Here is a 25,754-nt window from a genome sequence, read left to right on the forward strand (position 1 = left end):
GGGGTGGAGCAGTCTGGCAGCTCGTCGGGCTCATAACCCGAAGGTCGTAGGTTCAAATCCTGCCCCCGCAACCAGTATTTATAAGGCTTTCAGGTCAATCGACTTGAAAGCCTTTTTACTTATTAGTCCTCTCGTAGACGCATCGTAGACAAATAAAGGGAATAGACCCAAGCTAAAAACACAGGAAATAAGATCAGCTCAATAAAAAATACCAACAAAACACAATCACACTACATAACCAACTTAAGGCCAACATTTCAAATAAATAAGAAATTTTGAGCAAGGGTCGGGATTAAAGGGCCTCTAAAAATCAAATTGTCCAAAGCTACGGATTTTTTGGGGACGCTTTAAAATTAGAGAAGTTTTTCGGACAGTTTCTGCACTATCAACTTCTTTCTCTCTTCCACAAACTGCTGGAAATTAGAAAAATCATATGAAATGCCCTGCGGGATCGTCGAAGCTTCTAAAAAAAGCGCATTCTGCTTATTACTCCAGTCAATAAAATCAGTGTCACTCTTTTTTATATTTACTGATCTGCTAAGTAAGTGCAAATTAGAAATAGAGTTTGCATTCTTCTCATAGAAGACAATTTGTTCCGAACTCAAACCTAGCCTCTTATACTCTTCATTGCAGAACTTAGAGATTGGGAAAATATGATCCTGATGGCACTCGTCCCAATATTTTGAGTCCGTCAAAAGCATTAGCAACAAATGTGAATAACGAGAGCTATAACTTTCTTTATCGATCCAAGATACCACGTCATCACGAATTATCTTGCCCCCTTGGAGCAAGTCCATCAACTCTAAAAAACTTTTTCCAGATTTAATGTGGGTTCGCGCAGATTTTAGGGTGGTATCAGAGGATCCACCAAACAACCCTGTTAATTGAGATGTGACTAACCATCTAATTATCTGGCCTTTCTCTATAAGATCCGCCGATTCCTCAGACTCTACAAAAGCGCGATTTTTCTCATGATGATCGAGATAATAGGCGATGGGTATGAGGGAATTTTTTGATATGACATTGGATCTTGAAAAACCATATCTTGAAATTAGCTCGACCGTCAGTTTTAAATAATTCTTTATATCACTCCACTTATCAGAGACCACCTTGAGGTTCGTATTAGTGAAATTAGCTATTCTGTATCTAACATCTAAATCTGACAAAACTAAGGATGCCTTCAATACATCATCTTTTTTAAAGTCATACTCTGGCTTGTGTAGACTTTCTTTATTGAGTAAGTCTACAAAGTCATGGACCTCTTTTCTTGCATGATCAGGTAAAAAAAGATCTTTGTTAGACTGCATGAATGCCAGCAATAGATCAGACTTCTCAAGCTTCATACCGCCATCGTTTAGTCTTACAAAAATGTTCAGCACGGCCTCATCATCGGTGTTCTCAACACTCTCTACGTTCAGGATCTCACTTTCACAAAACCGAGTGTATAGCCGATCGAGTATTCTAAATGCTTCACGCTTTCTTTCACCTTCGGGGTGGAATTGGTTTATACGGTCATGATAGGTGTCTTTAAAAGAGTCTTTTTTTCTATCTTCTGAAATGCTTTTATCATTGTATGGTGCCATCACAGCCCCAACCTTTATCCAAATATTGTTTTCATCATCGGAAGGTAATTCGTCCTCTGATTTAAACTCGAACTCATATTTAAGCCCATCAGTGTTATCGGCATCTTGAATCGTGCTGAGCAAATTTAAACAAAGGGACTTTCTTATGACTTTGCCATAATGCTCATGTGAATATGAGCCTCGTAAGCCTATATTTAAAGCAGACAGCCTTTGTTGCCCATCTAAAATTAATCCAAAGTCATTGAATCCATCGGTTGCTGGCTCTACGTTGTGGGGGAGTTGTTCGCTGTAGTTACATACGAATTCATATAAGTCCATTTTTTGCACGGCTTCTTTCGTCACTTGCCAGACGAGAATAGAACCAAATGGATACCCCTGCATAATCGAATCGAAAAGTTTTTCAATTCTTTTCTCTTTTCTCTTCCATACAAATTCTCTTTGCATAGAAGGTAACAACCAATCGCGATTTATTCGCCCCTGCAGGACGTCAGCGATTCTTTTTGAGTACATCATCATATTCCCTTTATGAAATAGTTGGTTCGCACCAGCACAAGAGTCTTATGCCCGCAAAAGCACTAATCAACTAAGCTTTTAGATTAGCACAACCTAGGCACTCAACAAGCCACTTGAATATCCATTGAAGCAATATTCAAAGTTAAACAATCCGTTTTTTTAAAACTGCAAACCATCCCTCAAGAATCATCACCATAGCCAAGGTATCTAGCTCACAATATCTAAGTAGAGCGTTTGCGATATAAAATCGCTCGCCTCCTGATAATTCTTCAAACTGTAATCTTGCGTATGCAGTTGATGCAGCGCCACCTAAATTGATTTCGAATTCATCATCCATCTCTAATTCGGCTAACTCATCTTCCGAGGCATCGCTAAATACCGGTGGCAGCAACTTATAGGGGTCTTGAACCTTGCCATCAATCTCTTTCCACCAAATCTGGTTCGCGAAGTTAAGACTCTTGATTCTCTGATCTGATCCATAGATTGGCTGCGAATACTTCTCTCGGATAAATTCTGATGAAGACAATATTGCGGGAAGTACTTTTTTAATGGAGTTACTTCCCTTAGTCAGCGGATGAAAAAATACTCTCTTAGACAAGTCACATAGGTCAAACATCGCCCGAGAACCTTCGTGTAGAGTCTTTCCACCTTCTTTTTTCTTGGTTAAGCTCAAGATAAAAGCTCTAAGCTCATCCGTATCGACAGGAGGAGATGGGTCCTCATTTAACTCATCCAATATTGCATTTAAGGTCGTATTCTCATGCGGCGACCACATAAATACTGTGCCCACATCTCCAACCGCCTTTTTAAGCTCTCTGACAAACTCGTAGTTTGGCTTCACGCCTGGCGTGGTGCTGAGGAATTGGGTCTTATGCTCTACCGTGCCGTCACGCTGCATCTCGTGATGAGAAAACTGAAATGCAATATTGGAATATGGCTTTTGACCCTTAAAGAATGGAATAGCCACTCTAGCCGTTTCAAAATCAATGAAATGCAAGGGGTACTGCCACTGAGACCTTGCCTCTTCTAGTAGGTCTTTATTCAAATAAAAACTTTTGCCCCCTGGAGTAGATTGAGATACTTGCATCCATTGGCGCTGACGAGTAGTTAGGCCATGGGAAAAGTCCTCATCCTCACTCTTCCATCCAAGATCAGACTTTTCAACATCACCAAACTTCAAAATGTCGTCCTGGATAAGTCTTTCTTTCCCTCTAAAACCCCAAATATCGAGCACCATGCCATCTTCAAAGTCTTTTGGCGTTAACCCCTTGCGATCAAGCCAGCACTCATACAGACCACTCTTTAAGTCTTGCTCAGAAGCGGTATTTTTAAACTCGCACTTGCCACAATGAGCGCCCACTGGAGAGACTATTTTTTGATCTTTTGCATATGCGTCTGACCAGCGCTTCACAACTTCAGGGAAGTATCCCGTCACTCCTGAAGCCTCAATGGGAAGCTCTAAGATCTCCCTCACATATTCATTGATGTTGATAGCAGTCAGAATGGGGTCACCGACTAAGCTTGCATTAGCCTTCGCAGAAACCTCAATAGATGATCTGCCATTGACTTTCTTGATCTTGAAAAATTGATTGAGACCATCTACCGAACAGGCCTTGGACTTATCTGCCATCAATAGGAAGCTATCGACTTCTAAATTTGGAAATGCCTTCTTAAACACATAGGTCTGAAAGGCAACATCTTGTAGATAAGACAGCATTCCGCCGTCAATACCACCCCGAGCACCTCGAAATCCTCGCTCATCTGTTGAATCAAATGACTTCGCTTTCACCTCAATCAACTCGACTCTATTACCCCGTTTACGAATGACATCCACACGGATAAACAAATCCTCAAAGCGAATGGCAGCTTCAAATATCGTGACATTTTCTTGTGCTAGTAAACGAGTGGTTTCCAGCTCTTGAGCTTCATGTCCATCGACTGTGACCTCAATACCACCTGGATACATAATTTTGGCTAATTCCCCTACCTGAAAGCCGCCTTCTGCCAAGGCCTGCAAAAAGGTATCTTCACTAGAGGTATTGGTGTACTCAGCAGTTTTTCCTGTGTAAAAAAGCTTGGTAGGGCATTCCAGCGCAGTTTTAAAGCGGGACTTAGTTAAATATCTTGGCATAGAAACTCTTTAGAAAATTTACTTCTTAATATCGCTGTACTGATCCGCTGCAGATCTTAAGGTACTGGCCATCTCTTTAACGAGTCCTGCCGGCTTTAAGATTTGAATGCCTGGGCCATGCGACAAAATCCACCAGCGCAGTTGCCAACTATCTAAGACTGTCGCCTTGAGATGCTGCCGGCTATTTTTAGAGCTTAAGATTTGATCTGTTGAAATGGGAGTTTCAGACAAGAGTCGCGCCATCTCATCAGAAATGAGCGCAGTTAATTCGATTTCACCGCCCTCACCAAATTGCAATGCGCCATCGGTAATATATTTATCCAAGCTAAAGCCCTTTAATGGCTTTAGCTTTTCAAAAGTGCGAGTTACGGCCTTAAATCGATGTAAGGCATATAGGCGAACATCTGAATACTCTTTCGCAGTCGCCACCAAGTACACGACTGCCCCACGCGTAACCATCGCCAAAGGGTGTAAGCGCAGTTCAATCAACTTATCGCTCATGCCTTGGTATGTAGCCTGGACTTGCTCATCCAGTAACAACGCATTTTGAATCAACTCCAAAATTCCTTCATCAATGGATGGGGGCAACAATGGCAAAGTAGTGGGTACGGTTTTAACCTTTGCAGCCCACCTCGCCGTCGATGATTTCTTGGCCATCATCGCTAACTGTGATCTTGCTTGCGAGAACTTTGATTGCAGCGTTCTTTGAACCGAGAGCGGCAGCAAAGGTTTGAGGGTATCTTCGACAACTACTAGAGATAGGGCCTCGGCTAAAGTAATGGATGGCAAATCCGCCGGTCTATCAAATGACCAACGCCATTTATAGGGCACCTGATCATCATCACACTCCAAACCAAAAAACTCCTGGAGATCTAGCAAATCTCGTTCCACTTGGCGCTTGCTGATCTCATATCCAGCTTCTATTAACCCCAAAGCCAACTCTTTTGCAGTTTTACCTTCAGTGCGCGTCGGCAAAAGCTTTAGTAGCTCCCACTGGCGAGCTAAGGAGTTCCTGGTTTTATTGGAGGGCATTAGCGAGTCCGCTATGATAATTATTTAACATAGCCAATAGATCATCCTGATAAATGTTTCTATTTTTCATTAGTAATTTAATAATATCATCTAACAAAGTCCGGTTAGATCGCATTTGATCTAACGTTTTTCTGTATTGACGCTCAATATATGCACGCATGAGGGGTTCTATATGGGCAGCCTCTGAGGCGCTCTCGCTATTCACCACAGCCGCCAGATTGACACCCGTATGCTGCGCCTCCTCCATGTCCACGCAAATTCCGTGAACAGCGAAAAAACCACGTACATTTCCACTAATTTCTTCTAAATCAGAGCGCAATCCACTGGTACCGATTTGCTCTACCCCCAATACGAGCTCTTCAGCCGCCCTTCCACCCAAGGCAACACGCACAGAATGTCTGCCGTTTTGATATGCATCACACCCAAGCTCTTGATATAAATAGCCATAAGATTCAACGGTTACCCCCAGAAAACCCTTTCCAGGTGAAACACTCACATAATCTGGGATATTGGCACCATCCGAATCAAGCATTGCCACTAAAGCATGCCCAGCCTCATGCACTGCTGTGCGGTAGAGATTTTTTTCATTCAAATGAGGCCATTGGGCAATATCACCCGTCCCTCTTGCCGACAAGATCACTAAATCTTTATAAGATGCAGGTCGATTCTCTCGCGCTACCAAACGCTTGATGCTTATCGACAATAAACTCAAGCGCCGTTTATCTGGAAAGACAACATTGAGCAAAGTTCCTACTTTTTCTGGATGCTTGGTAATCGAGACATCCCAGCTCTCTCGCCCCACATCCTCCAATAACTCTTCATAGCGCTCCAACGGACTTGCTTTGGGTATGATGAAGCGACGATCAAATCCATTGGCCGAGCGCAATTGTTCGGATAGGTCAATGTATCGCTCCCCCATTACGACAATTATGAGAGGCGCATTGATATTGGCAGTCTCAAGCAATTTAGATAAATGCTCTAAGCTTGGCACATCCCAGCCAAATTGATTCTTCTCACTTTTATCATCCACCTTGATAAAGCACTCTACTGGCAGACAGGCTAAAGTTGGCGTGCTAGGATGATCGCCACTAATTAAATCCAGGCCCTCTTGTTCGCCGGACAGCCAGGATACAGTTTCATCTGACGATAATGTTAAATATTGCATCTCAGCCATTTTGGCAATATTAGGAATCACTTGTTGACAAGCAGAAACATCGGGGCACTCAATCATCACCGCCCGACCCACTAACAGGCTGATGTTTGGGTTTCCGGGATTTTGAACTACGCTCTTTAAGTCATTGGCCCAGTTATGCAGAACTGCGTAACGCTCTCCAAGTATTGGCGAAGTTGATGTAAGCACTTCATTAATTGATTCAAGATGCTTTGTCATTACCCTACCCACTCTATAAAATATTAGTCTAGGCTTAGGGTGCGACAGATTGAGTCGCAAGCAAGAAAGTGTAGCGGCCAAAGCGGAGTGCCATCTCTTCTAGAACATGTGTTCAGAGTCCAAACCAGCGTATTCCTTCCGGGGTGATAGCAAGCACACCAATCTTCGCCTCAGGGGTATCCACCCGCTGCATGAGAATCTTTCCATAGATATTAGGATCAACTAGCGACATAGCATATTATCCAATGCAATCAAACCTAGATTCCTAAACTTATACAGAATCAATAGACTTTACTGCAATGATTTACCATAAAAACTCTCTCAAGTAACAGGCCCAAATTAACGTCGGTTCACGCAAATTAAACCGTATTAATCCTTCTCAAAACCCTGGTCTGAAAATTTAAGCGTCCTGCAATTTTCCGTTACAGTTCTGACAATGCCATCAGGAACTCCATCCGGGACTTCCGCATGAATTTCTAGGGTCACCTTTACATCAGCGCCAATTAAGCCGGATAAATGAGCGATAACCTCATCTGCGATCCTGCCGGCATCTCGCCCAACTCTAGTTGGGTCCAACACTACAGAACCATGAAACCTACCTGGCTTTTTCGTGGAGTCAGACTTAGGAATAAGTGCCCATCCCTCGTCAGTAGTCCGATCGCCAGTATCGCCTCCACTACCCTCTAAAAAATCATCTACTTGAGTTACGCGCTCGGCATCAAGTTGATCACTGGCGATGCCCGACTTAACTAATAAAGCGGTTCCATGAGGATCAATTGAATCGATAATTTGACCTCCGCGAAGCCCCTTATACCGACTGGCAGTCACATCAAAGTCATCGGCCAAGGCGAAGCCATCATTTGCCCATGTTACTAAGCGGACACCCTCGCGAATCGATTCAAGAAGAACTTGAGAATCCCTCAACCTTGGGAGATAAATATATCGAGCAAAATCCTCTACAAGCTGCTTAACGGAAACATGATTGCCATCGCGCCACAGCAAACGATCCAACTCCATCCTGAGTCGCGAAGGTGCAAAACTGGCCAATAACAACTCATCGGTACGCAGCTTTTTGCTAGCACGCACTGCAAGCTTATCCGATCCAGAAAGACGGATTGACTCCCAGGCAACAGGAGCTTGGGCATTTGGCTGAATGGGAACAAGCAGCCACTGGTATGTCTCTGGAATTCTTGCAACCACAGTTGCCTCAGCCCCAGTCTTTTGGGTTTCAGCCTGGGTTACCTGGTAAGGGGTGAGATCAAGCTGTTTTTCATCCCTAAGAATTGAATCCCAAGCAAGGTATTTACGAGTTGCCTCCTCTAGATCCTGCAGCCGTGTTTTATCTGCAGCCAAAAAAACTAAACTGTTTCTATAAATACGTGGTGCATTTCCTCTATTTTCAAGGATGGCCTTAGCAACAACTTCAGCGGCACTATTACTTTCCTTGCTGTATGGATGGCCGATACCTAAGACCACTAATCTTGCATCAAAATCATCTGGAACGTCAGCGCCACCTTGCGGTATTGGGTGCACACGACTAAAGTCACCGGCAAACGCCAAATCTTTACGTATTCTCTGTTCAATTTCGTTGGCAACCTTTTCCGGTTCCCTCTTTAATTGATCCGTACGATCTTCGGCTAGCTTGGTAACGGTAGGTTGAGTTGAATACCAGTAGTGAGGGCCATCTTGGTAAAGATATGTGGCTGCACCAGCCATGCGGCGAAGCGCATCGCCAAAAATAGCTGGAGACTCTCCAGGCATCACACAACCTAATTTAATGCGCCTGTCTTCTATACCTTTATGGGCAGCAGCCGTAGTTGGCGCTGAGCCCATATAGATAGTTCTGGCAACGCGACGGCAAGCTGAAACCTTGCCCAAATTTGGAAGCTCACTATCAATTTTCAATGGCAAGGAATTAGGACCATCAACATCCTTTTCAATAACCGGCACCCAGTTATCAGTTAGGTATCTGGTTAGCTCCGATTGAACGCGTGGGTCATCAATTGAAACGTTTGCAGGAAGAATCAAAGGATTGCGATCACCCTTCTCCCATAGACTATGAATAACAGCGGCCATTAAACGAAGTACGCCTCGTGTGCGCTGAAACTTAACTAATGTTGACCAATCTGTATAAAGTCGATCAAAGATTTCCGGATGAATTGGGTAGGCTGCTTTAATACGCTGCTCATATTCTGACTCATGACACTCTGGCGGGAACTCTGCCTGTTGATTGCGATATAGATCTGAGAATGCCCTGGCAATCACATCCCTGTCTTTAAATTGAGTGGGATCTGATAATGGCTTAAATAAGCGACGCCTAACAATTTCAAAACCCTCTTCAGCCGTCGCAGGCCTCCAAGAAGACTCAACACGCCCCACAACATTGCTTAAACGATCAAGAGCTTCGCGACCACGGGTTCCGCCAACCTCAATATCTTCAGATTGAGCATTTTGTGACCCAGAGGTATCAGACGCAGGAAGACTAATTACAAGCAAAGTATTTTTGGCTAACTTTGCAGATTCAGTGAGAACCTGTGCAAATGTAAATTGTGTCTCAAACCCACCGGCCGGTAAGTCACTTTGATCGTGAAGCTGTCTCGCATATGCTACCCACTCATCAATGAGGATAATAGAAGGCCCATACTCATTGAATAATTCACGCAAAACATCTCCAGGACTTGTTGCATTCTCATCATCAGCCTGGATCCGCTTATAAGCCTCAGCGCCGCCCAATTGCCACGCCAACTCACCCCAAAGAGTCCTAACTACAGTACCGTCAGACTTTACTGAGGGATTGCTTGGAGAGATTTTATTTCCAACTAAAACGATTCTTTTAGCTTTAGGAATCTTTGTTGCACCAGCCTCCTGCATAACAAGATCAATACCAGGCAACTCAGTTGGGTTGGCACCCGAAAAAAGATGGTACAAGGCCAACATCGAGTGAGTTTTCCCGCCACCAAAATTGGTTTGTAGCTGGACTACTGGATCACCACCATCTGTGGTGAGTCTTCTAACAGCTCCAACAAGCATTTCTTTCAAACTTGAAGTCAAATAAGTGCGCCGGAAGAATTCAACTGGATCTAAATACTCGTCGGCGCCCTCTCCCAAATGAACTTGCCATAAATCAGCAGCAAACTCAGCCTGTTGGTATCTTCCGCTAGCAACATCATCATGAGGCATCACCACTTCACGCCATGGTTTAAGTGTAGAAGCTACACCACTCTCAATGGCAATACCTGCTGTCTTACGTTTTTCACCACGCGCCTGCTCATCAAAACGGACGCGCAGCAACTCCATTCGCATTTTCTCCACATCATCAGCTTGAGAGGCTGAAATAGCAGTTAATAACCTTACTGATGAGTCTAGGGCACGATAGGCATCATCACTAGAAAAAGCTTCTTGGTGCGCCCACTTATTGCGAACTGCGATAATTTCATTAACCAAGCTACGATCGGTCTTACCCAGCACCTGACGGAAAACATCACTCCATTTCCTATCCATTACAACCAATAAAGCTGCAACGTCATTTATAGAGTCACCTTTGCCAACTCCAAGACGCGTATCGGATAACGCATCTTTCATTTCAAAGCCATAACTTGTTCCGTATTTAGCCTTAAATTCACGCTCGACAAATGGGGCTAATCCAGCTTTTAGTAACTCTAGCGCTTTACCAACGCGCTCATGATTTGTGATGGCCATCTTTTATTTCCGGAAAAAATCGTCTTGCTGAGGGATTGATACTGCGCTACTTTCAGAGGCAAGCCTGGTAATCTCAGGCCAACTTTGCACTAAAGAGTTATAGGCCATTGCATCGTTAGCGCGCTTTTTACGTTCACATAAAGTGTAAAGACGGTAACAAAGCTCCCTAGCAATTTCTGCGCTGCTTCCTAGTTTTGCTACCAGTTGAGCAGCCGCACTTTCACCGTTAGCCTCAAGTACTCTAACTAACTGATGCACAACTTCCCACGCCGTTATCCGACCATCCTTCAAGGGATCCCAATCAGCTGGAAGCTCATTGGGCCTAAATAGTCTTACCTTACCTTTACCGGATTGAATAATTCCAGCATCTGATACGCCAGCCACTGAAGTTGCTTTTGCTCTTGCCAGTACATCGGCCACGCCAAACTCACCATCAGAAAATCCATATTGGTCAAACCACGCTAAAGCAAATCGACTATCAGCGTCAAAATCACCTTCCTGCTCAGCCAATGATTCATCCAATATTTGGTTTATCAATGCCAATGCGGATCTAACACTTAATGGCTTACCTTCGGCATCCAATACGCTTGAGAATTTTGTATAGACTGCCATACCGGGTCCAATTGCCGCCTGAGCAAGATCAACTGGCGCAATATTTCCAGCCTGTAAATGACGAAGTGCATTTGGTAGCTCTGCTTTAAGATCGGCTACAAATTCTCTTCTAGTGGCCACTTTAGCAGTTGACGAAATTTTTCTACAAACCAAAACAATACTAGAAGCAAGTGCGTTTGTACCTGAACTAACCATCCTATTACCCATTTCAGTTCTCATGGGCCAAGTCCCTGTAATAGAGAATCCTGCTTCAATAACAGCGGCCAAAAAAGTATCCCAGCCGGTATTGGTTGTTCCGTCCAACCCATCTGCCTCTGATTGTTTGAAGGCATAATAGATGGTTACTGGAAATGCTGGGTGAGCCAGCTCTGCAAGTCTGTGCATTGCTTCCGTCATGCCACTCAAAAAGAACTTTTCTGCATTCAGCTTACTGCCATGACGGAAAGGGGTGGCAACTAATTCTTCAGACTTTGGTACATTCAGTGTTGAAAATAAACCTTTTAAGGTATTTTTTAATGATCTGCGCATCCATACGTAGAAAAAATCAGACAAATCAGCATAACCAATATTGTCGTAGTAAGGCGGATCCGTAGATATAACTTTATGATTGGAGATTGATTGAGTTTGAGCATCATTCTGTGTTGCATAACCAAATTGATTGCCGGGAAACTCCAACACCACCCTCTTAACCTGATTAATGCAACTCAAAAAACCACCAGTCGAATCAGATAAAACATTAGCTTCAGCGTAATCCCAAACCATTGGGATAGCTTGACGTCCAAATGTATTTCGCATAGTTTGACCGCCAGAAATCCAGGAGCAAATAGTCGAGTTATAGTCAGCTAATTTTCCGATTGCACATGCCATGTAAACACTAATTGCATCAGCATAAGCGGCGGCTTGATTACCTCCATCTTCCAATGCACGTTCATCATCTTTAAGGCCGGCTTTTATTGCGTCTTGCAGCACTTTTTCCTTAACCTTTGGAATTAAGTCTGTGAATGTAGTTAACGCGACCAACTGCCTGTTGGTGAAAAGATCGGACCACTTAAGCATTCCATACTCTTGAACCCTAAACCCCAATGCTTTAGCAGGTAACTCGGCCTCCGGAATATCTATTGGAGTTGCATTTAATGCAATCCGCTCCAACTCCTCGCTTGGAGCCAAGTAGATTCTCTCCCTATCACCTTCAACCACTATTGCCATCAAACGAGAACCCATGCGACCCGCTTTTGCCTCCGCACGAAGATATTCAAATGGCATTGGCGTACCCGATAAAAGACATAAAAAACTACTACCGCTACTACCAGACTTTGTCCCAATCTTGGCAGTTGATGAGCTGGGAGGTTTATGGGGCCTTACTACAAAACGATAATGATCGCCTTCGATAATTGGCTCCACGTAGGCTTCTTTTCCGTCTTTGGTTGACAGCATAAATGTTGTTGCCAATGGGACCTTAGATGCCTTGAATGCTGGATTTGGGCTGTTAACTGTTCTTGCCCATAAGCAAGCAATTACATTTAATTTTTGACCGGCGTATTTCATTAAATCAGGACGTTCATCAAGAATATTCTTTGTAATCTCAATTAAGGGATATAGGTGCCCGATTTTTTTCTCGGCCAAATCTTTTAAATAGGATCCGTAATAATTAATATCCTCGGATAAACCTTGTAGACCAATCCAATCCCTATCAACTAAATCAGCATTGCTCATAATCTGAGAATTTACAGGCCGGCATTTTGTAAATTTTGGAGGTATTTCAATCATCGCCTTATTTAATAAAACGGCAACCGGATTCAAGTCACTAGCATAACTCTCAAGGCCGAGTCTCTGCGCCTCCAATGGAATTGCACCTCCCCCAGCAAATGGATCATGAAATTTCGGAAGTTTAAATCTATCGTACAAGACATCAGCATATGGCTCGTTCGCATTCTCAGCACAGGTATATCTCCAGCTTTGCCAGATCTCTTCTCGAGCTTTATTTAATACAGCAGTGTTTGATGTGTTTTCCCATTTGACAAGATCTTCAACAATGCGAAACAGTCGCTGCCTCTCCTTATCTTGCGCCTTTTCATTTTTAAATATATCAGGGTGAGATGAAGGGTCATCAACCATCTGAGAAAAGATAACAGCCCTAGCTGCTGCTAGCGGCCTTCTTGCCCACCATAAATGTAATGTTGATGGATGTCCTTGACGTATTGACTTCTCTTTGCCGCTGGCTGCATTGATTGCCTCAAGTGGCAAAGCAACTTCAATTAATTTCTTCTTATATTTCACGATGGCTTATCTGCTCTGGAAAGTAATTCTGGAAAATCATAATTTACGCTCGTAACCCCAAAATCTGGTTCACGCTGAAATGGTTGGCGCAAATAATGGGTGTTATGCGTCTCATCACCCGTGAATTCAACAATGGCAAGTATGAAATCATCGGGTTTATTTAGAGAGTATAAAATTTCGTTACGCGTTACTGTTATTGTAGGCGCGCCCGCAACACGACCCTTTACCTCAATAAACCGAAGTTTTCCTGTTCCAGGAACCCGACTCTCAATATCGTAGCCCAGCTTTTCAAATTCTCGGTCAACCGGCTCATACCCAAGCTTACGCTCTACATCCATAATCACAGCGCGAGCTCGTGCAGCACTAATTTGAGTATCTACAGGATCATTAAAAGCGGGGTCAGCATCCTCACCCATCATCTTTCTCACCAATCCCATTGGAATTACTAGCATCCCGCCAATCACTACCGGGGGCAATGGAGAGATCTGAGCTTCTTGCTTTAGCTCTTCAAGTCTTTTTTGTAGTCTTGCCTGCAGATTATCGGCGCGCTTTAATGCCTCAGCAGAATTAAGTTTGGCATTTGGCTTTCCAGCTTGCTCCTCCGACTTTAGCTCCTGCGCCCTATGATCCCAGAAAGTAATTTCTTTAACCAAGCGATCCTTAACAGCGGCTTCCGTTTTGGCAATATGATCCAGCTTATGGCCACGAACTTCTGCAAGATGCTCTGGTACTACGCTTGATATGGCATAGCCCTGCGCTTTTTGCTCAAGCTCCTTATTAATCCATCCACATTCAGGCCGATCTAAAATTGACTCTGCACTTGGCTCATCGGGTCCAAGCGGACGATAGTCAAGATACGGTGCGTAATTGATATGCCTTATATTGCCTTGTGCATCCTGCTCAACATATAGCATTTTTTTGGAGATAACTCTTCGCTCACCCGTGCGCACTGTGCTGGCATCCTGGATTGAGTGCTCTAAATAAAATAAAACACGAGGCTCAATTCCTTCATCGCGCCCATCAACAAGAATGGTTCCTCTTTTCAGAAGATCTCGGTTGCGCTCTAGGGTTAAATCAATCACAGAGTCTAGCAATGGATGTCCAGGACAAACAAATGCTGCCAATGGCTGACCTTGTGGTGCCACTAAGTTTTTATCAAATGTAATACGCTCATACCGAGGTAAAACAGGCTCGCCCAATCCAATAACCCTATCGCGATTTTTAATAGGGCCAGGAACATGGGTAATTTCAAATCTACGAGGTTCGCGTGGTTTCACTGCGCCACCAAGATTCTTAAAAGCCTCATAAAAGAAGGACTCTATATAGTGAGGTTGTAATCTTCTAGCATCTGCACGCTCCATATCCTCACGAATACGCTGCACATTCGATACATCCATGACATCACGCGCCAATGCGCCTTCGTCCAGAAGATCTTCGAGATGACCTCTGTCTAGCGCATGGTCAAGCACAGTTGTTAGATATGCCTTCACTTCAGGTTTTTCACCATGACGAATAGCTTCAATCAAAAGATCTCTTAGTGACTTGCCCTCAAACTGCAGCTTCCCGAGTACATCAAAAACCTGCCCGCCAAGGGCTTGCCTGGCCTGCTCCAACTTCTCCAGCAATTTTCGATAAACATCGCCTTCACGCGTGTCATCTGCTACAAGATTCCACAAATGACAGACTTCAGTTTGACCAATACGATGAATACGACCAAAGCGCTGCTCTAATCTATTGGGGTTCCACGGTAGGTCATAGTTCACCATGAGGTGAGCGCGCTGCAGGTTAATACCCTCGCCCGCAGCATCTGTTGCCAGCAACACCTGAACTCGCGGATCATGCTTGAACGACTCTTGCACCTTTAAGCGCTCTTCACGGCCAATACCACCGTGAATTTGTACAACAGCATCCTTGCGACCTAAAAGCGTAGTAATCCGCTGCTCAAGGTAATTCAATGTATCCCGATGTTCAGTAAAGATCACCAATTTTTGATGGGGTGACGAGCTAATAGCTGGAATTTCTTTGCCATCGACTTGAGTGGCCGCTTGAAGCCTAGATACCTCACCCCCTACTGTAAAAACTTCTGACAACAAGCCAGCTAATTCGCGCCATTTTGTATCTGTTCCACTTTGTTTTACTGACAAGGCTTGCGCCTCTAAAACTTTCAAAGTCTCTATCTCAATACGTAACTCTGCAATTGAGCGAGAGGCTGTTGCCTGGTCCAAAATTTCTTCTTCTGCAATTTCAACTTCGACTTCTGGCGCTTCGTCTAAATCCTCTAAATCTTCAACATCTAAATCACGAATGGAGATCGAGCTAGCAATAGGAGCCTGTCCACCTCTTTGTAAAATCTCTAACTCTCTTAGTTTGCTATCTAATCTCTCTCTTCTTCTATTTAATGACCTATATATGGCCTCAGGAGAAGATGCTAAACGGCGTTGCAAAATAGTCAACGCAAAGCCTACGGTTCCAGCACGCTTATCATTCTCTAATGCTTCTGCACGGTTAAATTCCTCACGAACATAGTCAGTCACCATTGTGTACAGATGCTCTTCTGCAGGAGAAAGTTTGTAAGGAATGGTATGCGCTATACGCTGTGGGAATAGCGGAGTTCCATCAAACTTTAATAAATTTTCTTTGACCATCCGTCGCATTAAATCGGTGGCGTCGACAGTGTGAACACCATCTCTATAGCGACCCTCAAATCGATCACCATCTAGTAAAGCCATAAAAAGCTGGAAATCGGCTTCTTTTCCGTTATGTGGCGTTGCAGACATTAGCAAGAAATGTCTTGTTGTTGATGAAAGCATTTGCCCTAAACGATAGCGCTTGGTGTACTTAGTTTCGCCACCAAAAACAGTGGCGGACATTTTATGGGCCTCATCACATACCACCAAATCCCAGCGGCAATCTGGGGCTTCTAACTTCGCCTGTACATCCTCATTGCGAGCAAGCTTATCTAAGCGAGCAATCACGAGATTGGTTTCAATAAACCAATTCCCAGTTCGGGCAGCCTCCAATTTATCGTTGGTCAGAATTTCAAAAGAAAGATTAAAACGACGATAAAGCTCATCCTGCCACTGCTCTGCAAGACTGCCAGGACAAACAATTAAGCAACGCTGTAAATCACCTCTAGCAATAAGCTCCTTAATTAGCAAGCCAGCCATAATGGTTTTACCAGCGCCTGGATCATCTGCCAATAAAAATCTTAATGGTTGGCGAGGCAGCATTGCCTCATAAACAGCGGTAATCTGATGAGGAAGTGGATCGACTAAAGATGTGTGTACCGCAAGAACCGGATCGAATAAATGAGCCAGACGAATTCTTTGAGCCTCTGATACCAGCCGGAATAATGCGCCATCTCCATCAAAGCTCCAGGGCCTTCCTTGCTCCGCCAGCTCAATGCGCGGCTCATCATGACGATATAAAAGCTCATTAGCCACTTTTCCACTTGCAGTTTTATAAGTTAATTCAAGCGCTTCCGATCCAAACCACTGAACGCTCACTACCGTTACTAAAGCATCCGGAATAATTCCTCGAATACTTGCATGAACTTGGAGGTCTTCGAGCTTCAATTGTCAGTCCGATATATTAAAAATGTGCAGTTAAATTACTTACGTAGATATTTGAAATAACAAAGAAAAGTATAGCCGTAGCCCATACATTCTTATATTTTTTGAAAATACTCTATAGCGATGCATTAGCCTTAAAGACTCAAGCATTGACAGCGCTTAACATCCCTTTCGGCAAATAAATCATCCGACCCCGAAAATCTAAGTCACCCAAGACCAAGCCAATGCCAAAAGTAACAAAACTAATGAGTGGATGGCTCAAAGAATGAGCTCAAGGATATTTTTTAAAGAAAGTATCATATTAACAGTTATTATTTACAGTATTAGTGTTAATATATCGCCATGGAAGACAAAAAATACACTTTTGAAGAGCTCTGTAGCCTAACCGGTGTCAGTTCACGAACCCTACGGTATTACATCCAAATTGGTCTGGTTGATAAACCAATAGGACAGACCCGGGGGGCTCACTATTTGAGCCTTCACATTGAGAAGATCCTTCGTATCAAGCAATTAACTGAAGCGGGTATTTCGCTTGAACGAATACGTGAAGTGTTATCTGGCTCGCCAATGCCGCTGCCTGAGCGGACTAAAAAGCCGGGAGACATTTCCGTGCGCACTCACCTATGGGTAGGAGAAGGTATTGCATTGGAAGTCTCGGCTGAAACAGCAGGTTTGAGCCCTGAACAATTACGTCAATTCTTAAAAGGCGTAATGCAGGTATACGAACAAGTCAAAAAGGATGCGCAATGATTGTCATTGAAAAGGTAAAAAACGTATTTTCTAGCAGCAATAAGAAATTAGTCCTGCAATCAGTCTCAGCAGCTGGTGTGGCCAATGGTTTATTGCTCGATATGAACATACGCCAGCACTATAAAAACAACACCAACAAAACGCTCGAAGTTGTTTACTCATTTCCCATGGCTTGGGGTGCCACATTTATGGGAATGCAGGCAGAGATTGGCGGTCAACGTTTGGTCGGTACGGTAATTGAAAAAGCGAAAGCAACCGAACAGTATGAAAAAGCGATAGCTGATGGCGATGCTCCCATCATGATTGAAAAGAATTCTGATGGTCTATATACCGCCAATCTGGGAAACCTTAAACCCAATGAAGATGTAGTCATTGAATACAGCTATTCGCAACTGCTCAAGTATGAGCAAGGCTCAATGCGCATCGGCATTCCTACGGTCATAGCTCCACGCTATGGCGATGCCAAAAAAGGTGGCATTGAAGATCACCATAGTGTTGAGGCTGATTTCTTAACTGAATACCCATTCACCCTATCTCTGCAATTAACTGGCGGCCTAGAAGAGGCCACGGTTGAATGCCCATCACATCAAGTGCAAGTGGCTAAACAAGATGAAAGCTTATTAGTCTCGATTGAACGTGAAGCTTTGTTAGATCGCGACTTTATCCTCAATTTAACTAGCCTACAAAATCAATCTTTTTATATTGTCACACCAGATAAACAACTCGGACCCGATGGTTGCACTGTCTTAGCAAGTTTTTGCCCACTAACCATCGACAACCAAAAAGATAGCTCACTAGATCTGAAGATTTTGGTTGATTGTTCAGGCTCCATGGAGGGTGATAGCATTCAATCGGCAAAACGCGCCCTGCATCACGTATTGAGCCACTTAACTACAGAAGATCGATTTAGCTACTCTAAGTTTGGCAATCATACCAACCACCTATTTTCTAAAGTTAAGCCAGCCGATCAATTTCATATCTCTGCCGCCTCTTTATTGATAGAGAACACAAATGCCGATATGGGCGGCACTGAAGTAGAAGCGGCATTGCAATCGACTTTCGATCTAATGGGTGCCCAAGGTACGGCAGATGTTCTTCTCATTACCGATGGTGAAGTTTGGAGTACTAATGAAACCATTGCCGCAGCAAAGGAAAGTGGGCATCGCATCTTTGCTGTAGGAGTAGGCTCCGCGCCAGCAGATACCCTACTAAAAGAATTGGCTGAGATGTCGGGCGGCGCATGTGAACTAATCTCGCCCAAAGAAGATATTGAGAAGGCGATCGTGCGCATGTTCCACCGGATTCGCCAGCCTAGAGCATGCAATATTGAAATTGACTGGGGTCACCCAGAACAACCAGAATGGACTGTTGGCACCAATACCGCCATCTTTAGTGAGAATACAACTCATGTATTCGCTGGGTTTAAATCCACCCCATCAAAGCCAGCCTTGCTAAGTTACCAATTAGGCAATAGCTCACAACGCACAGGCATTGGGGCTTCTCAGATCACACACTCCAAATCTCATAACCTACCTCGTTTGGCAGCCGCACAAAGAATCAAAACCGCGCCCGAAGGCGATCAAATTGCTTTGGCCCTTAGCTATCAACTCATTACAGATAAGACCAATTGCTTATTGGTTCATATTCGCGCTGAAGATGAAAAAGCAACCGAATTGCCGGAGCTGATGACCATTGCGCAAATGCAAGCATCTGGATGGGGTGGCGCGGGTTCAGTCCTGGATGGATCCTCTCATATTCTATTTAGTAAGAGCAAATCATTTACCTCCAAATGCGCGACGATTAATCTCTCTAGCGCCACCTATGCTTCATATGACATGCCAAGGGTATTTAGATCAAGCCCAATCACAGGGGATTCACCTATCTCATTACAAGAATCTATAAGTGGAGATTCAGATTATTACGACATCCCAGCATTCCTCAGAAAGCAGGCAACCGAGTCAGAACAGGCTGCACCAAAGATCAAATATCTTGATCCTGCCGATGTTATTGAGCTAGCTAACACCATTATTTTAAACAAGGCACTTTTTGCTAATTTTGTTAAAAAGATGGATCAGTCCTCGTTTGATGTTGAGGTCTCAGAACTATTTAATAGTTGCTTGAAGTTTTTATCTCAAGAGCAATTGTGGACTACCGTTCTAGCGTGGTTACTCCTCCATCTAGAAGAGTCTGGTAATTGGAATGAGAATACTAAGAGTGTTATTCAAGAACTTACCAATGAGATGGATGCCATTCAGTTAAACAAAGCATTGCGAGTTTTCAATACCAAGATGAACAACATTGGTATGCATGAATGGCTCTCTTAACTTTAATGAAAAATAAATTTGTTGTTACTTGTAGTTGTTGTGTGGCAGTAGATTGCTTGTTGTTAATAGTTGGTACGGCCTAGGGGATTTGGTATGAGTGCCCCAAAGCCGGAGAGATACTCTCTTTCATGAAAAAACCATATCAGCTTGCGCACTCTTTCGATCCCTCTCATTTGGGACCTCCTTTAGGGCAGGAGCAAGCGGACAGCCGGGAAAGACCGGCAACCCCTCACAAAGAACTAAAAGATGTTTAGAGCACTTAAATACAAACTGTAATTCCTAGACTTGGACTGAGAAAAGGCTTAACGTACAGGCCAAAATTTCATCTTTGAATCATAGAATGACTCTTTGAGCCATCTCAAATCAGAAATCCATTTTTCTCTTGCAGCCGGTTTTGTTGGCCCCTGAAAATTAGCCAGCCATGTAATCAGGCTAGACATAGCATAGAGTCTTTGAGCTGTGTTGGGCTGCCCCCAGCGCTCCAAGTCATGAGAGCTATATAGGAATTTATTGAGTCCACTCGAGGTATATGCTTGCCGCAAAATGGCACGTCGCTCTTGAATCGACAAGGCACCCGCCTGAACTGAGTAACCCATCTTTCTTAATGGCGATTCTTCACTTAATGATCCATCCCACTCAAACGTCTTGACCTCATAAGATCTCTTCATAGATGCATGGTCGACTAATTGAGGCCACGGAAATTGTGTGGAATCAATTACGTACTGCAGCGATTCATGCTCTCTAACAGACTCGAGCAAATCTTTTTCTAACCATTCCTCCAGGGGATTGACCCCAGTAATTAACCAAGCAACAAACAGTTCTTGAGAATAAATACGAAGATCAAATCCCTCTTCAATAGAGGTTGCTATTTGCTGATTTAACTCCTCATCATCCACGTTATGGGATCCCAAGACAATGTACCTAACTCCAGGGTCGGTAATATTGACAACATTAAAGTCTTTTTGATTTAAAAATTTCTGAAACTCTATAACCCCCCAAGGCCCATCCCCTTGAATACCGATTACCACTCCACTCATATTGACTGAAGCAGCATTTTTATCTGAACATAAATAATCTCGAATAAATTCAATATTTAAACCTGTTGTTTTTGCCCGCAACTCCTCAATCTCTTGCTGATGCTTTAAGTCTAAATCGAATTCAATGGCCTTTTTATAGAGCTTTTGTATTTCGCTCTCTAGCGTTACAGTGTATGCTTTAGATTCAGTTAATTCGCGAAGCTTTTTTCTATATTCAGACTTATATTCAGACATGCAAATCCCTCAATTTGAGATATATTCCGTTGGCTAATAGACCCTTAAAAGAATATAACCAATCCCTTACAACACTTTCAATAAATCGTAACAAAAAATTGAAGTTTTCTAGCAGAAATACAAACACGCTCTGATATGACTCTCCAATCTTGATGCCTCGCCGCCAACTCACTGGCTTGCAATGATGGATTCTGAAATTGGATATATTTTTCTTATACCGCCACATTTCAGGCCGCCTTTTAGGGTTTTACGTTCATCTGCGAACATAAGAAAGGATATATGCCTTTCTCTTGCTAACCTCACCAGCCAAAGCAATGCCAGCACTCTCATGCACCAACGCCATTGGCTCTTGCATCATCGCCCTATCCGACAAGTAAGGATTTCCATTGGAGTCACGCAACCTGAATTTAGGTAACCCCAAGATCTTGGCGCAATCTACAAAAGCACCAACCGCAAAGAATGGGTTAACCCGATGCCTGTGATGGTCATGAATTTGGATCTGCAAAGGCAGCAATATAGTCATCAAAATTACCCCGAAAATCATTATTTCTTCCATTTTTTATATTTATTAGTATTCTGATGATCTGCTAGCTCAATAAATGAGCTATACATCAACTAAGGTAGCCTAAATATCAATGTTCTTAGAAGGTCACAAATGAGCACCATAGAGCGTCTACACAAGATCAAGTACATGATTCAAGTTCGCAAATGCGTACCTCGTCAAGATTTTCTTAATGAACTCGAGATTTCTCCTGCGACCTTTAAACGTGACCTTGAATATCTACGCGATCGTATGAATGCCTCAATCATCTATGACCGATCTGATGGTGGCTATAGATTCGAGAAACCCAATGCTGGAGAAAAAATCGAATTGCCCGGCCTATGGTTTTCTGAAAAAGAAGCCACCGCCCTAGCCCTCATGCAACATTTACTCTCATCACAAGATAAGGGTGGCCTTATTGGCCCCCATATTGAGCCCTTAATGTCAATCATTGACGGAATCTTAGGCCAGTCAGCCGCTACCTCTAAAGAGCTGCGTAAACGCATTAAGGTCTTTGGAATGGCCTCACGCAAAAGCTCAATTGAAAACTTTGAAGAAATTGGTAGCGCCCTACTTAAACGTGAGCGCCTACACATTACGTATTACTCTAAGGGCACCAATCAAACAACGGAGCGCGAGATCTCCCCTCAGCGCCTCATTCATTATCGGGATAACTGGTACTTAGATGCCTATTGCCATCTACGTAATGAGCTGCGTAGCTTTGCAGTTGATGGGGTTAAAACAGCCGCATTAACTAACAAAAAAGCGGATGATATTTCCGAGAAAGAGCTTCATGAAAACTTTGCCGAAAGTTACGGCATCTTCTCAGGAAAGGCAACCCAAAGAGCTAAATTACGATTCTCTCCAGAACGCGCCCGCTGGGTCTCTGGAGAGCAATGGCATGGGCAACAAACCGGTAAGTTTGATGACAAAGGCTTTTACATCTTGGAGTTTGATTACAACCAAGATCCCGAGCTGGTGATGGACATTTTGAAACATGGATCTGAAGTTGAAGTTTTAGCACCGGTAAGCCTTAGATCGAAAGTAGTGAATGAACTCAAAAAGGCAATATCAAAATATTAAGCAACGGTGACTCGTAAATTTTGTATCACTTTCATGGTAGTAGCTCATTTTTTGAGCCCACACCAACCTAAGATGTATGAATTAACGCATAGGAGGAAACAATGAAAAAGATAATTGCTGTTGCACTTATAGGATTTGCTATCAACGGTTTTACTCAGACGACCAATTGGAACAACAGCCCGCTGAACTATCAAAATAGCGAGCTCAACTACAACAATAGTTCGCTTAATTATCAAAATAGTCCGCTTAATTATCAAAATAGTCCTCTCAACTACAACTCAACTAATGGGCTTTACGACAATAGTGGCAATCGAATTGGCTATGAAGTGCAATCACCCCAAGGCGTAACCAATATCTTTGATAACAACGGCAATCGAATTGGGTACTCACCGAGCCAGCGGACAAAATAAACCCACCTAACTGATTACAGTATTTATCAGACCAGTACTCCTTATAGCGAGTGCCCGTCCAGACCAGCAGATAATTTGATACCCAAAATCAAACTATTTCATATGGTGAAAATGAAATGTGTCATGCTAGATATAGCAAGTATTTTTATATCTCTAGGAGAGCTTGATGACCAATAGCACCCACACATTTAGCAATAGACTCATTACAAGTAATGCGCCAAGCGTGGCTAATTACACTCTTCAAGAAATTGCGGACATGATGAATTTAACAAAAGAGCGTGTTCGGCAGATAGAAGCTAAAGCGCTTAACAAATTCAAGCATCGCCTTAGCGCCCTTGGATACGAACAGAAAAATCTACTGAACTATTAACCTAGAAAAGTCGCCATCACAAACAAAAATCTAACGAACCCCATATACGGAAACAGGTCATGAGTGCGCAAAACCCATATCAGTTCATTATTGTAGAAAGCTTTACCCCCTCCAGTACAAGTGGACGGCATGGTTTAGTCCATGTTCGACCAATTGAGGGTCAACCCTATCCAACATCACTATTCGTTGAATGCTCTAAGGATCTCGTCACAAAATATCCAGTAGGAACACAATTTAAGATTAGAGTTAAGCTTACTGATCGAGAAGGGACCCCCTATCTTTACTCCTACTTTGGCTGGAAGTACGAAGTTGTATTGCAACCCAAAATCTAAACTAGCGAAGGAAGTGCAATGTCGACTAACAAACCCATATTTCGATGCCCCTCTTGCAGAACTCAAATCACCACACAACTGCCAACCATGTGCCCAAAATGCAATCTTGGCATTCCTGAAGAAAAAGGGGCAATTTATCGCGATCCACGAACCCCAAGAGGCGGATTTACTGGCAAAGAGGTGATGGATAGAAATGGCATGCCCTTAGATGCATATGTAGATCGCATGAAAAAATCTGGGTACTCCTAATATCGATCATTTGATCCCACACATCAACTGCCCTAAAGCTCTATCCCGTGAATTAGAACCCCATGATTAGCCTGGCTCAACCTCGAAATCAGGACTCATTACAACGATTCGTTGATGCTCAAAATGAATGCTATGGACAGGTGCTCAAAGAGCTCTCACAGGGCAAGAAAAGGTCGCACTGGATTTGGTTTATTTTTCCTCAAATCCGTGGATTAGGGTTTAGCGAATACTCCCAATATTTCGGGATAGATGGGTCAATAGAGGCGAAGGCCTATTGGAAAAACCCACTACTTAAAAAACGTTATGAAGAATGCTTGCAACTTGCACTTCAGGCAAATGACAGTCCGTTAAATATCCTAGGTAGAACTGACTCCCAAAAATTACAATCCTCAATTACTCTTTTTTTATCCATTGATCCAAACTCCAATCTACTTCACTTGGCCCTTGAGCAATTGTTTAAAGGAGAACTGGATATGAAAACAGAGCATGTATTGGCCGGCTCAAATCAGCAATCTAACTAGCATCTATACCCTTGGGGCTTTTTGGGTCAAAAGTACCGCCGCCTGCACCCCACCCCACGGTGCTTACCCACTATTTTGTGGATCTTGGTTATTTTTACAGTTATATTTACATTAATAGTGTTAATATAATTGTACTCAGAGCTTTGAGCTAAATCCGCCAAAAATGGCTAGCTAACGGAAAAGGCCCTGAAGTTAAATTAAGGGATCACCATGAAATCTAGTCAGTGGCTATTGTTAGTGATGTGCGCAGTAACCTCAACCGCAGCCTTATCTCAAAATGACTTATGCGACTACTATCTTCCTCAGTGTGCCGCTAAGTTTGATCAATATAGCAAGGCGGCAAAGCAATTAGATGTTCAGGTAAAAAACAGAGAGCTATCCAAGCTTGAGGCAGCTCAAAAGGCAATCGCATTATCAGACTCTCTTTATCCAAGGGATGGACTGCTTGCGAATATCAATAGGCAAAATCTGGTGATGGCTCAATTTGCCCAGCGTAATCAGTTATCAGACGACCAAATGAGTGGGCTTGATTCCTCCGCTACAGATACCTTTCGTCAAGCGATATTAGAGAGGTTTGCAGCAGCGAAAGCAGCCCAAGAAGTAGGTCAGTTTTATAGTCAATATCAGGCGACCCAGCAATATCAACCACCCCAACAAAATCCAGCCAATACTGCTGCTATAGCCACAATGCTTAATGGCATTGGCAAGGCTTTTACCAATTCTTTTGGGCAATCCATCACGCCACCACCCCGTATCTGTAATTACTACGGCAGTACAAGCTACTGCTTCTAAAGGGCCTCACCATGAATCCAGAGATAGAACAAAGAGTATCGCTTTCCTTTTGGAGAAACCTAAAGAATGGAGTTTGTACCTCTTATAGGTCCGACAGTGAAATGATTGAGGATGAACATTGGTCTGAAATCACGAGTGCGCTTTCAATTAAAGGTCTACTTTTTAAGCCCACGGTTCGGGACTACTATTTACTGAAACGCCGACCTATCATCCATGAATTATTTACAAACCACATCACCAACTTAAGTATTTATGGATCTTCAAATCCTTTAGTCGAAATAGAAGATGAAGACGCTAGAATA

Annotated in this window: 18 protein-coding genes; 9 read left to right on the forward strand and 9 right to left on the reverse strand. The window is 43.3% G+C overall.

Annotated elements, in window-relative coordinates; translation table 11 throughout:
- Nucleotides 1-353 precede the first annotated feature (353 nt).
- The 7 genes from B7Y67_RS02075 to B7Y67_RS02105 all read right to left on the reverse strand — a co-directional run bounded on the left by B7Y67_RS02075 (nucleotide 354) and on the right by B7Y67_RS02105 (nucleotide 16,812).
- Nucleotides 354-2,096, reverse strand: a complete 1,743-nt coding sequence (locus tag B7Y67_RS02075) for a DUF262 domain-containing protein (RefSeq protein WP_293597112.1) — start codon at nucleotides 2,094-2,096, stop codon at nucleotides 354-356.
- Nucleotides 2,097-2,238: 142 nt separating this feature from the next.
- Nucleotides 2,239-4,227: a DUF2779 domain-containing protein gene (locus tag B7Y67_RS02080; protein WP_293597113.1), complete on the reverse strand. Its 1,989-nt coding sequence runs from the start codon at nucleotides 4,225-4,227 to the stop codon at nucleotides 2,239-2,241.
- Between the two features lie 18 nt (nucleotides 4,228-4,245).
- Entirely contained in the window at nucleotides 4,246-5,259 is a 1,014-nt protein-coding gene (locus B7Y67_RS02085; RefSeq protein ID WP_293597114.1) for a WYL domain-containing protein, read from the reverse strand.
- The gene (locus B7Y67_RS02090; RefSeq protein WP_293597115.1) at nucleotides 5,246-6,649 is read right to left on the reverse strand and encodes a hypothetical protein; all 1,404 of its coding nucleotides are present in this window, start codon (nucleotides 6,647-6,649) and stop codon (nucleotides 5,246-5,248) included. Before B7Y67_RS02090 ends, B7Y67_RS02085 begins: the two co-directional genes overlap by 14 nt.
- Before the next feature lie 369 nt (nucleotides 6,650-7,018).
- Nucleotides 7,019-10,348: a Swt1 family HEPN domain-containing protein gene (locus B7Y67_RS02095; RefSeq protein WP_293597116.1), complete on the reverse strand. Its 3,330-nt coding sequence runs from the start codon at nucleotides 10,346-10,348 to the stop codon at nucleotides 7,019-7,021.
- 3 nt (nucleotides 10,349-10,351) lie between these two features.
- Nucleotides 10,352-13,237, reverse strand: a complete 2,886-nt coding sequence (locus B7Y67_RS02100; protein WP_293597117.1) for a DUF1156 domain-containing protein — start codon at nucleotides 13,235-13,237, stop codon at nucleotides 10,352-10,354.
- The gene (locus tag B7Y67_RS02105) at nucleotides 13,234-16,812 is read right to left on the reverse strand and encodes a helicase-related protein (RefSeq protein ID WP_293597118.1); all 3,579 of its coding nucleotides are present in this window, start codon (nucleotides 16,810-16,812) and stop codon (nucleotides 13,234-13,236) included. Before B7Y67_RS02105 ends, B7Y67_RS02100 begins: the two co-directional genes overlap by 4 nt.
- A 339-nt stretch (nucleotides 16,813-17,151) precedes the next feature.
- On the opposite strand from B7Y67_RS02105, the gene B7Y67_RS02110 reads away from it, so the two are divergent.
- Both B7Y67_RS02110 and B7Y67_RS02115 read left to right on the forward strand, forming a co-directional pair.
- Entirely contained in the window at nucleotides 17,152-17,559 is a 408-nt protein-coding gene (locus tag B7Y67_RS02110; protein WP_293597119.1) for a MerR family transcriptional regulator, read from the forward strand.
- Entirely contained in the window at nucleotides 17,556-19,883 is a 2,328-nt protein-coding gene (locus B7Y67_RS02115) for a VIT domain-containing protein (RefSeq protein WP_293597120.1), read from the forward strand. Before B7Y67_RS02110 ends, B7Y67_RS02115 begins: the two co-directional genes overlap by 4 nt.
- Nucleotides 19,884-20,185: 302 nt before the next feature.
- On the opposite strand, the gene B7Y67_RS02120 is transcribed toward B7Y67_RS02115, so the two are convergent.
- On the reverse strand, nucleotides 20,186-21,154 hold the full coding sequence (locus B7Y67_RS02120; RefSeq protein WP_293597121.1) for a hypothetical protein: 969 nt from the start codon (nucleotides 21,152-21,154) through the stop codon (nucleotides 20,186-20,188).
- 253 nt (nucleotides 21,155-21,407) lie between these two features.
- Entirely contained in the window at nucleotides 21,408-21,710 is a 303-nt protein-coding gene (locus tag B7Y67_RS02125; RefSeq protein WP_293597122.1) for a hypothetical protein, read from the reverse strand.
- Between the two features lie 99 nt (nucleotides 21,711-21,809).
- Here B7Y67_RS02125 and B7Y67_RS02130 point away from each other — a divergent pair, with 99 nt between their 5' ends.
- The 7 genes from B7Y67_RS02130 to B7Y67_RS02160 all read left to right on the forward strand — a co-directional run.
- On the forward strand, nucleotides 21,810-22,778 hold the full coding sequence (locus B7Y67_RS02130; RefSeq protein WP_293597123.1) for a WYL domain-containing protein: 969 nt from the start codon (nucleotides 21,810-21,812) through the stop codon (nucleotides 22,776-22,778).
- Nucleotides 22,779-22,879: 101 nt separating this feature from the next.
- Entirely contained in the window at nucleotides 22,880-23,188 is a 309-nt protein-coding gene (locus B7Y67_RS02135; RefSeq protein ID WP_293597124.1) for a hypothetical protein, read from the forward strand.
- A gap of 166 nt (nucleotides 23,189-23,354) precedes the next feature.
- The gene (locus tag B7Y67_RS02140; RefSeq protein ID WP_293597125.1) at nucleotides 23,355-23,558 is read left to right on the forward strand and encodes a sigma factor-like helix-turn-helix DNA-binding protein; all 204 of its coding nucleotides are present in this window, start codon (nucleotides 23,355-23,357) and stop codon (nucleotides 23,556-23,558) included.
- 350 nt (nucleotides 23,559-23,908) lie between these two features.
- Entirely contained in the window at nucleotides 23,909-24,139 is a 231-nt protein-coding gene (locus tag B7Y67_RS02145; protein WP_293597126.1) for a hypothetical protein, read from the forward strand.
- A gap of 62 nt (nucleotides 24,140-24,201) precedes the next feature.
- On the forward strand, nucleotides 24,202-24,660 hold the full coding sequence (locus B7Y67_RS02150) for a DUF1810 domain-containing protein (RefSeq protein ID WP_293597127.1): 459 nt from the start codon (nucleotides 24,202-24,204) through the stop codon (nucleotides 24,658-24,660).
- A gap of 210 nt (nucleotides 24,661-24,870) precedes the next feature.
- The gene (locus B7Y67_RS02155; RefSeq protein ID WP_293597128.1) at nucleotides 24,871-25,452 is read left to right on the forward strand and encodes a hypothetical protein; all 582 of its coding nucleotides are present in this window, start codon (nucleotides 24,871-24,873) and stop codon (nucleotides 25,450-25,452) included.
- Nucleotides 25,453-25,463: 11 nt separating this feature from the next.
- On the forward strand, nucleotides 25,464-25,754 hold a 291-nt coding region (locus B7Y67_RS02160; RefSeq protein ID WP_293597129.1), incomplete at its 3' end, for a hypothetical protein.

This window comes from Polynucleobacter sp. 35-46-11 (genome assembly GCF_002281105.1).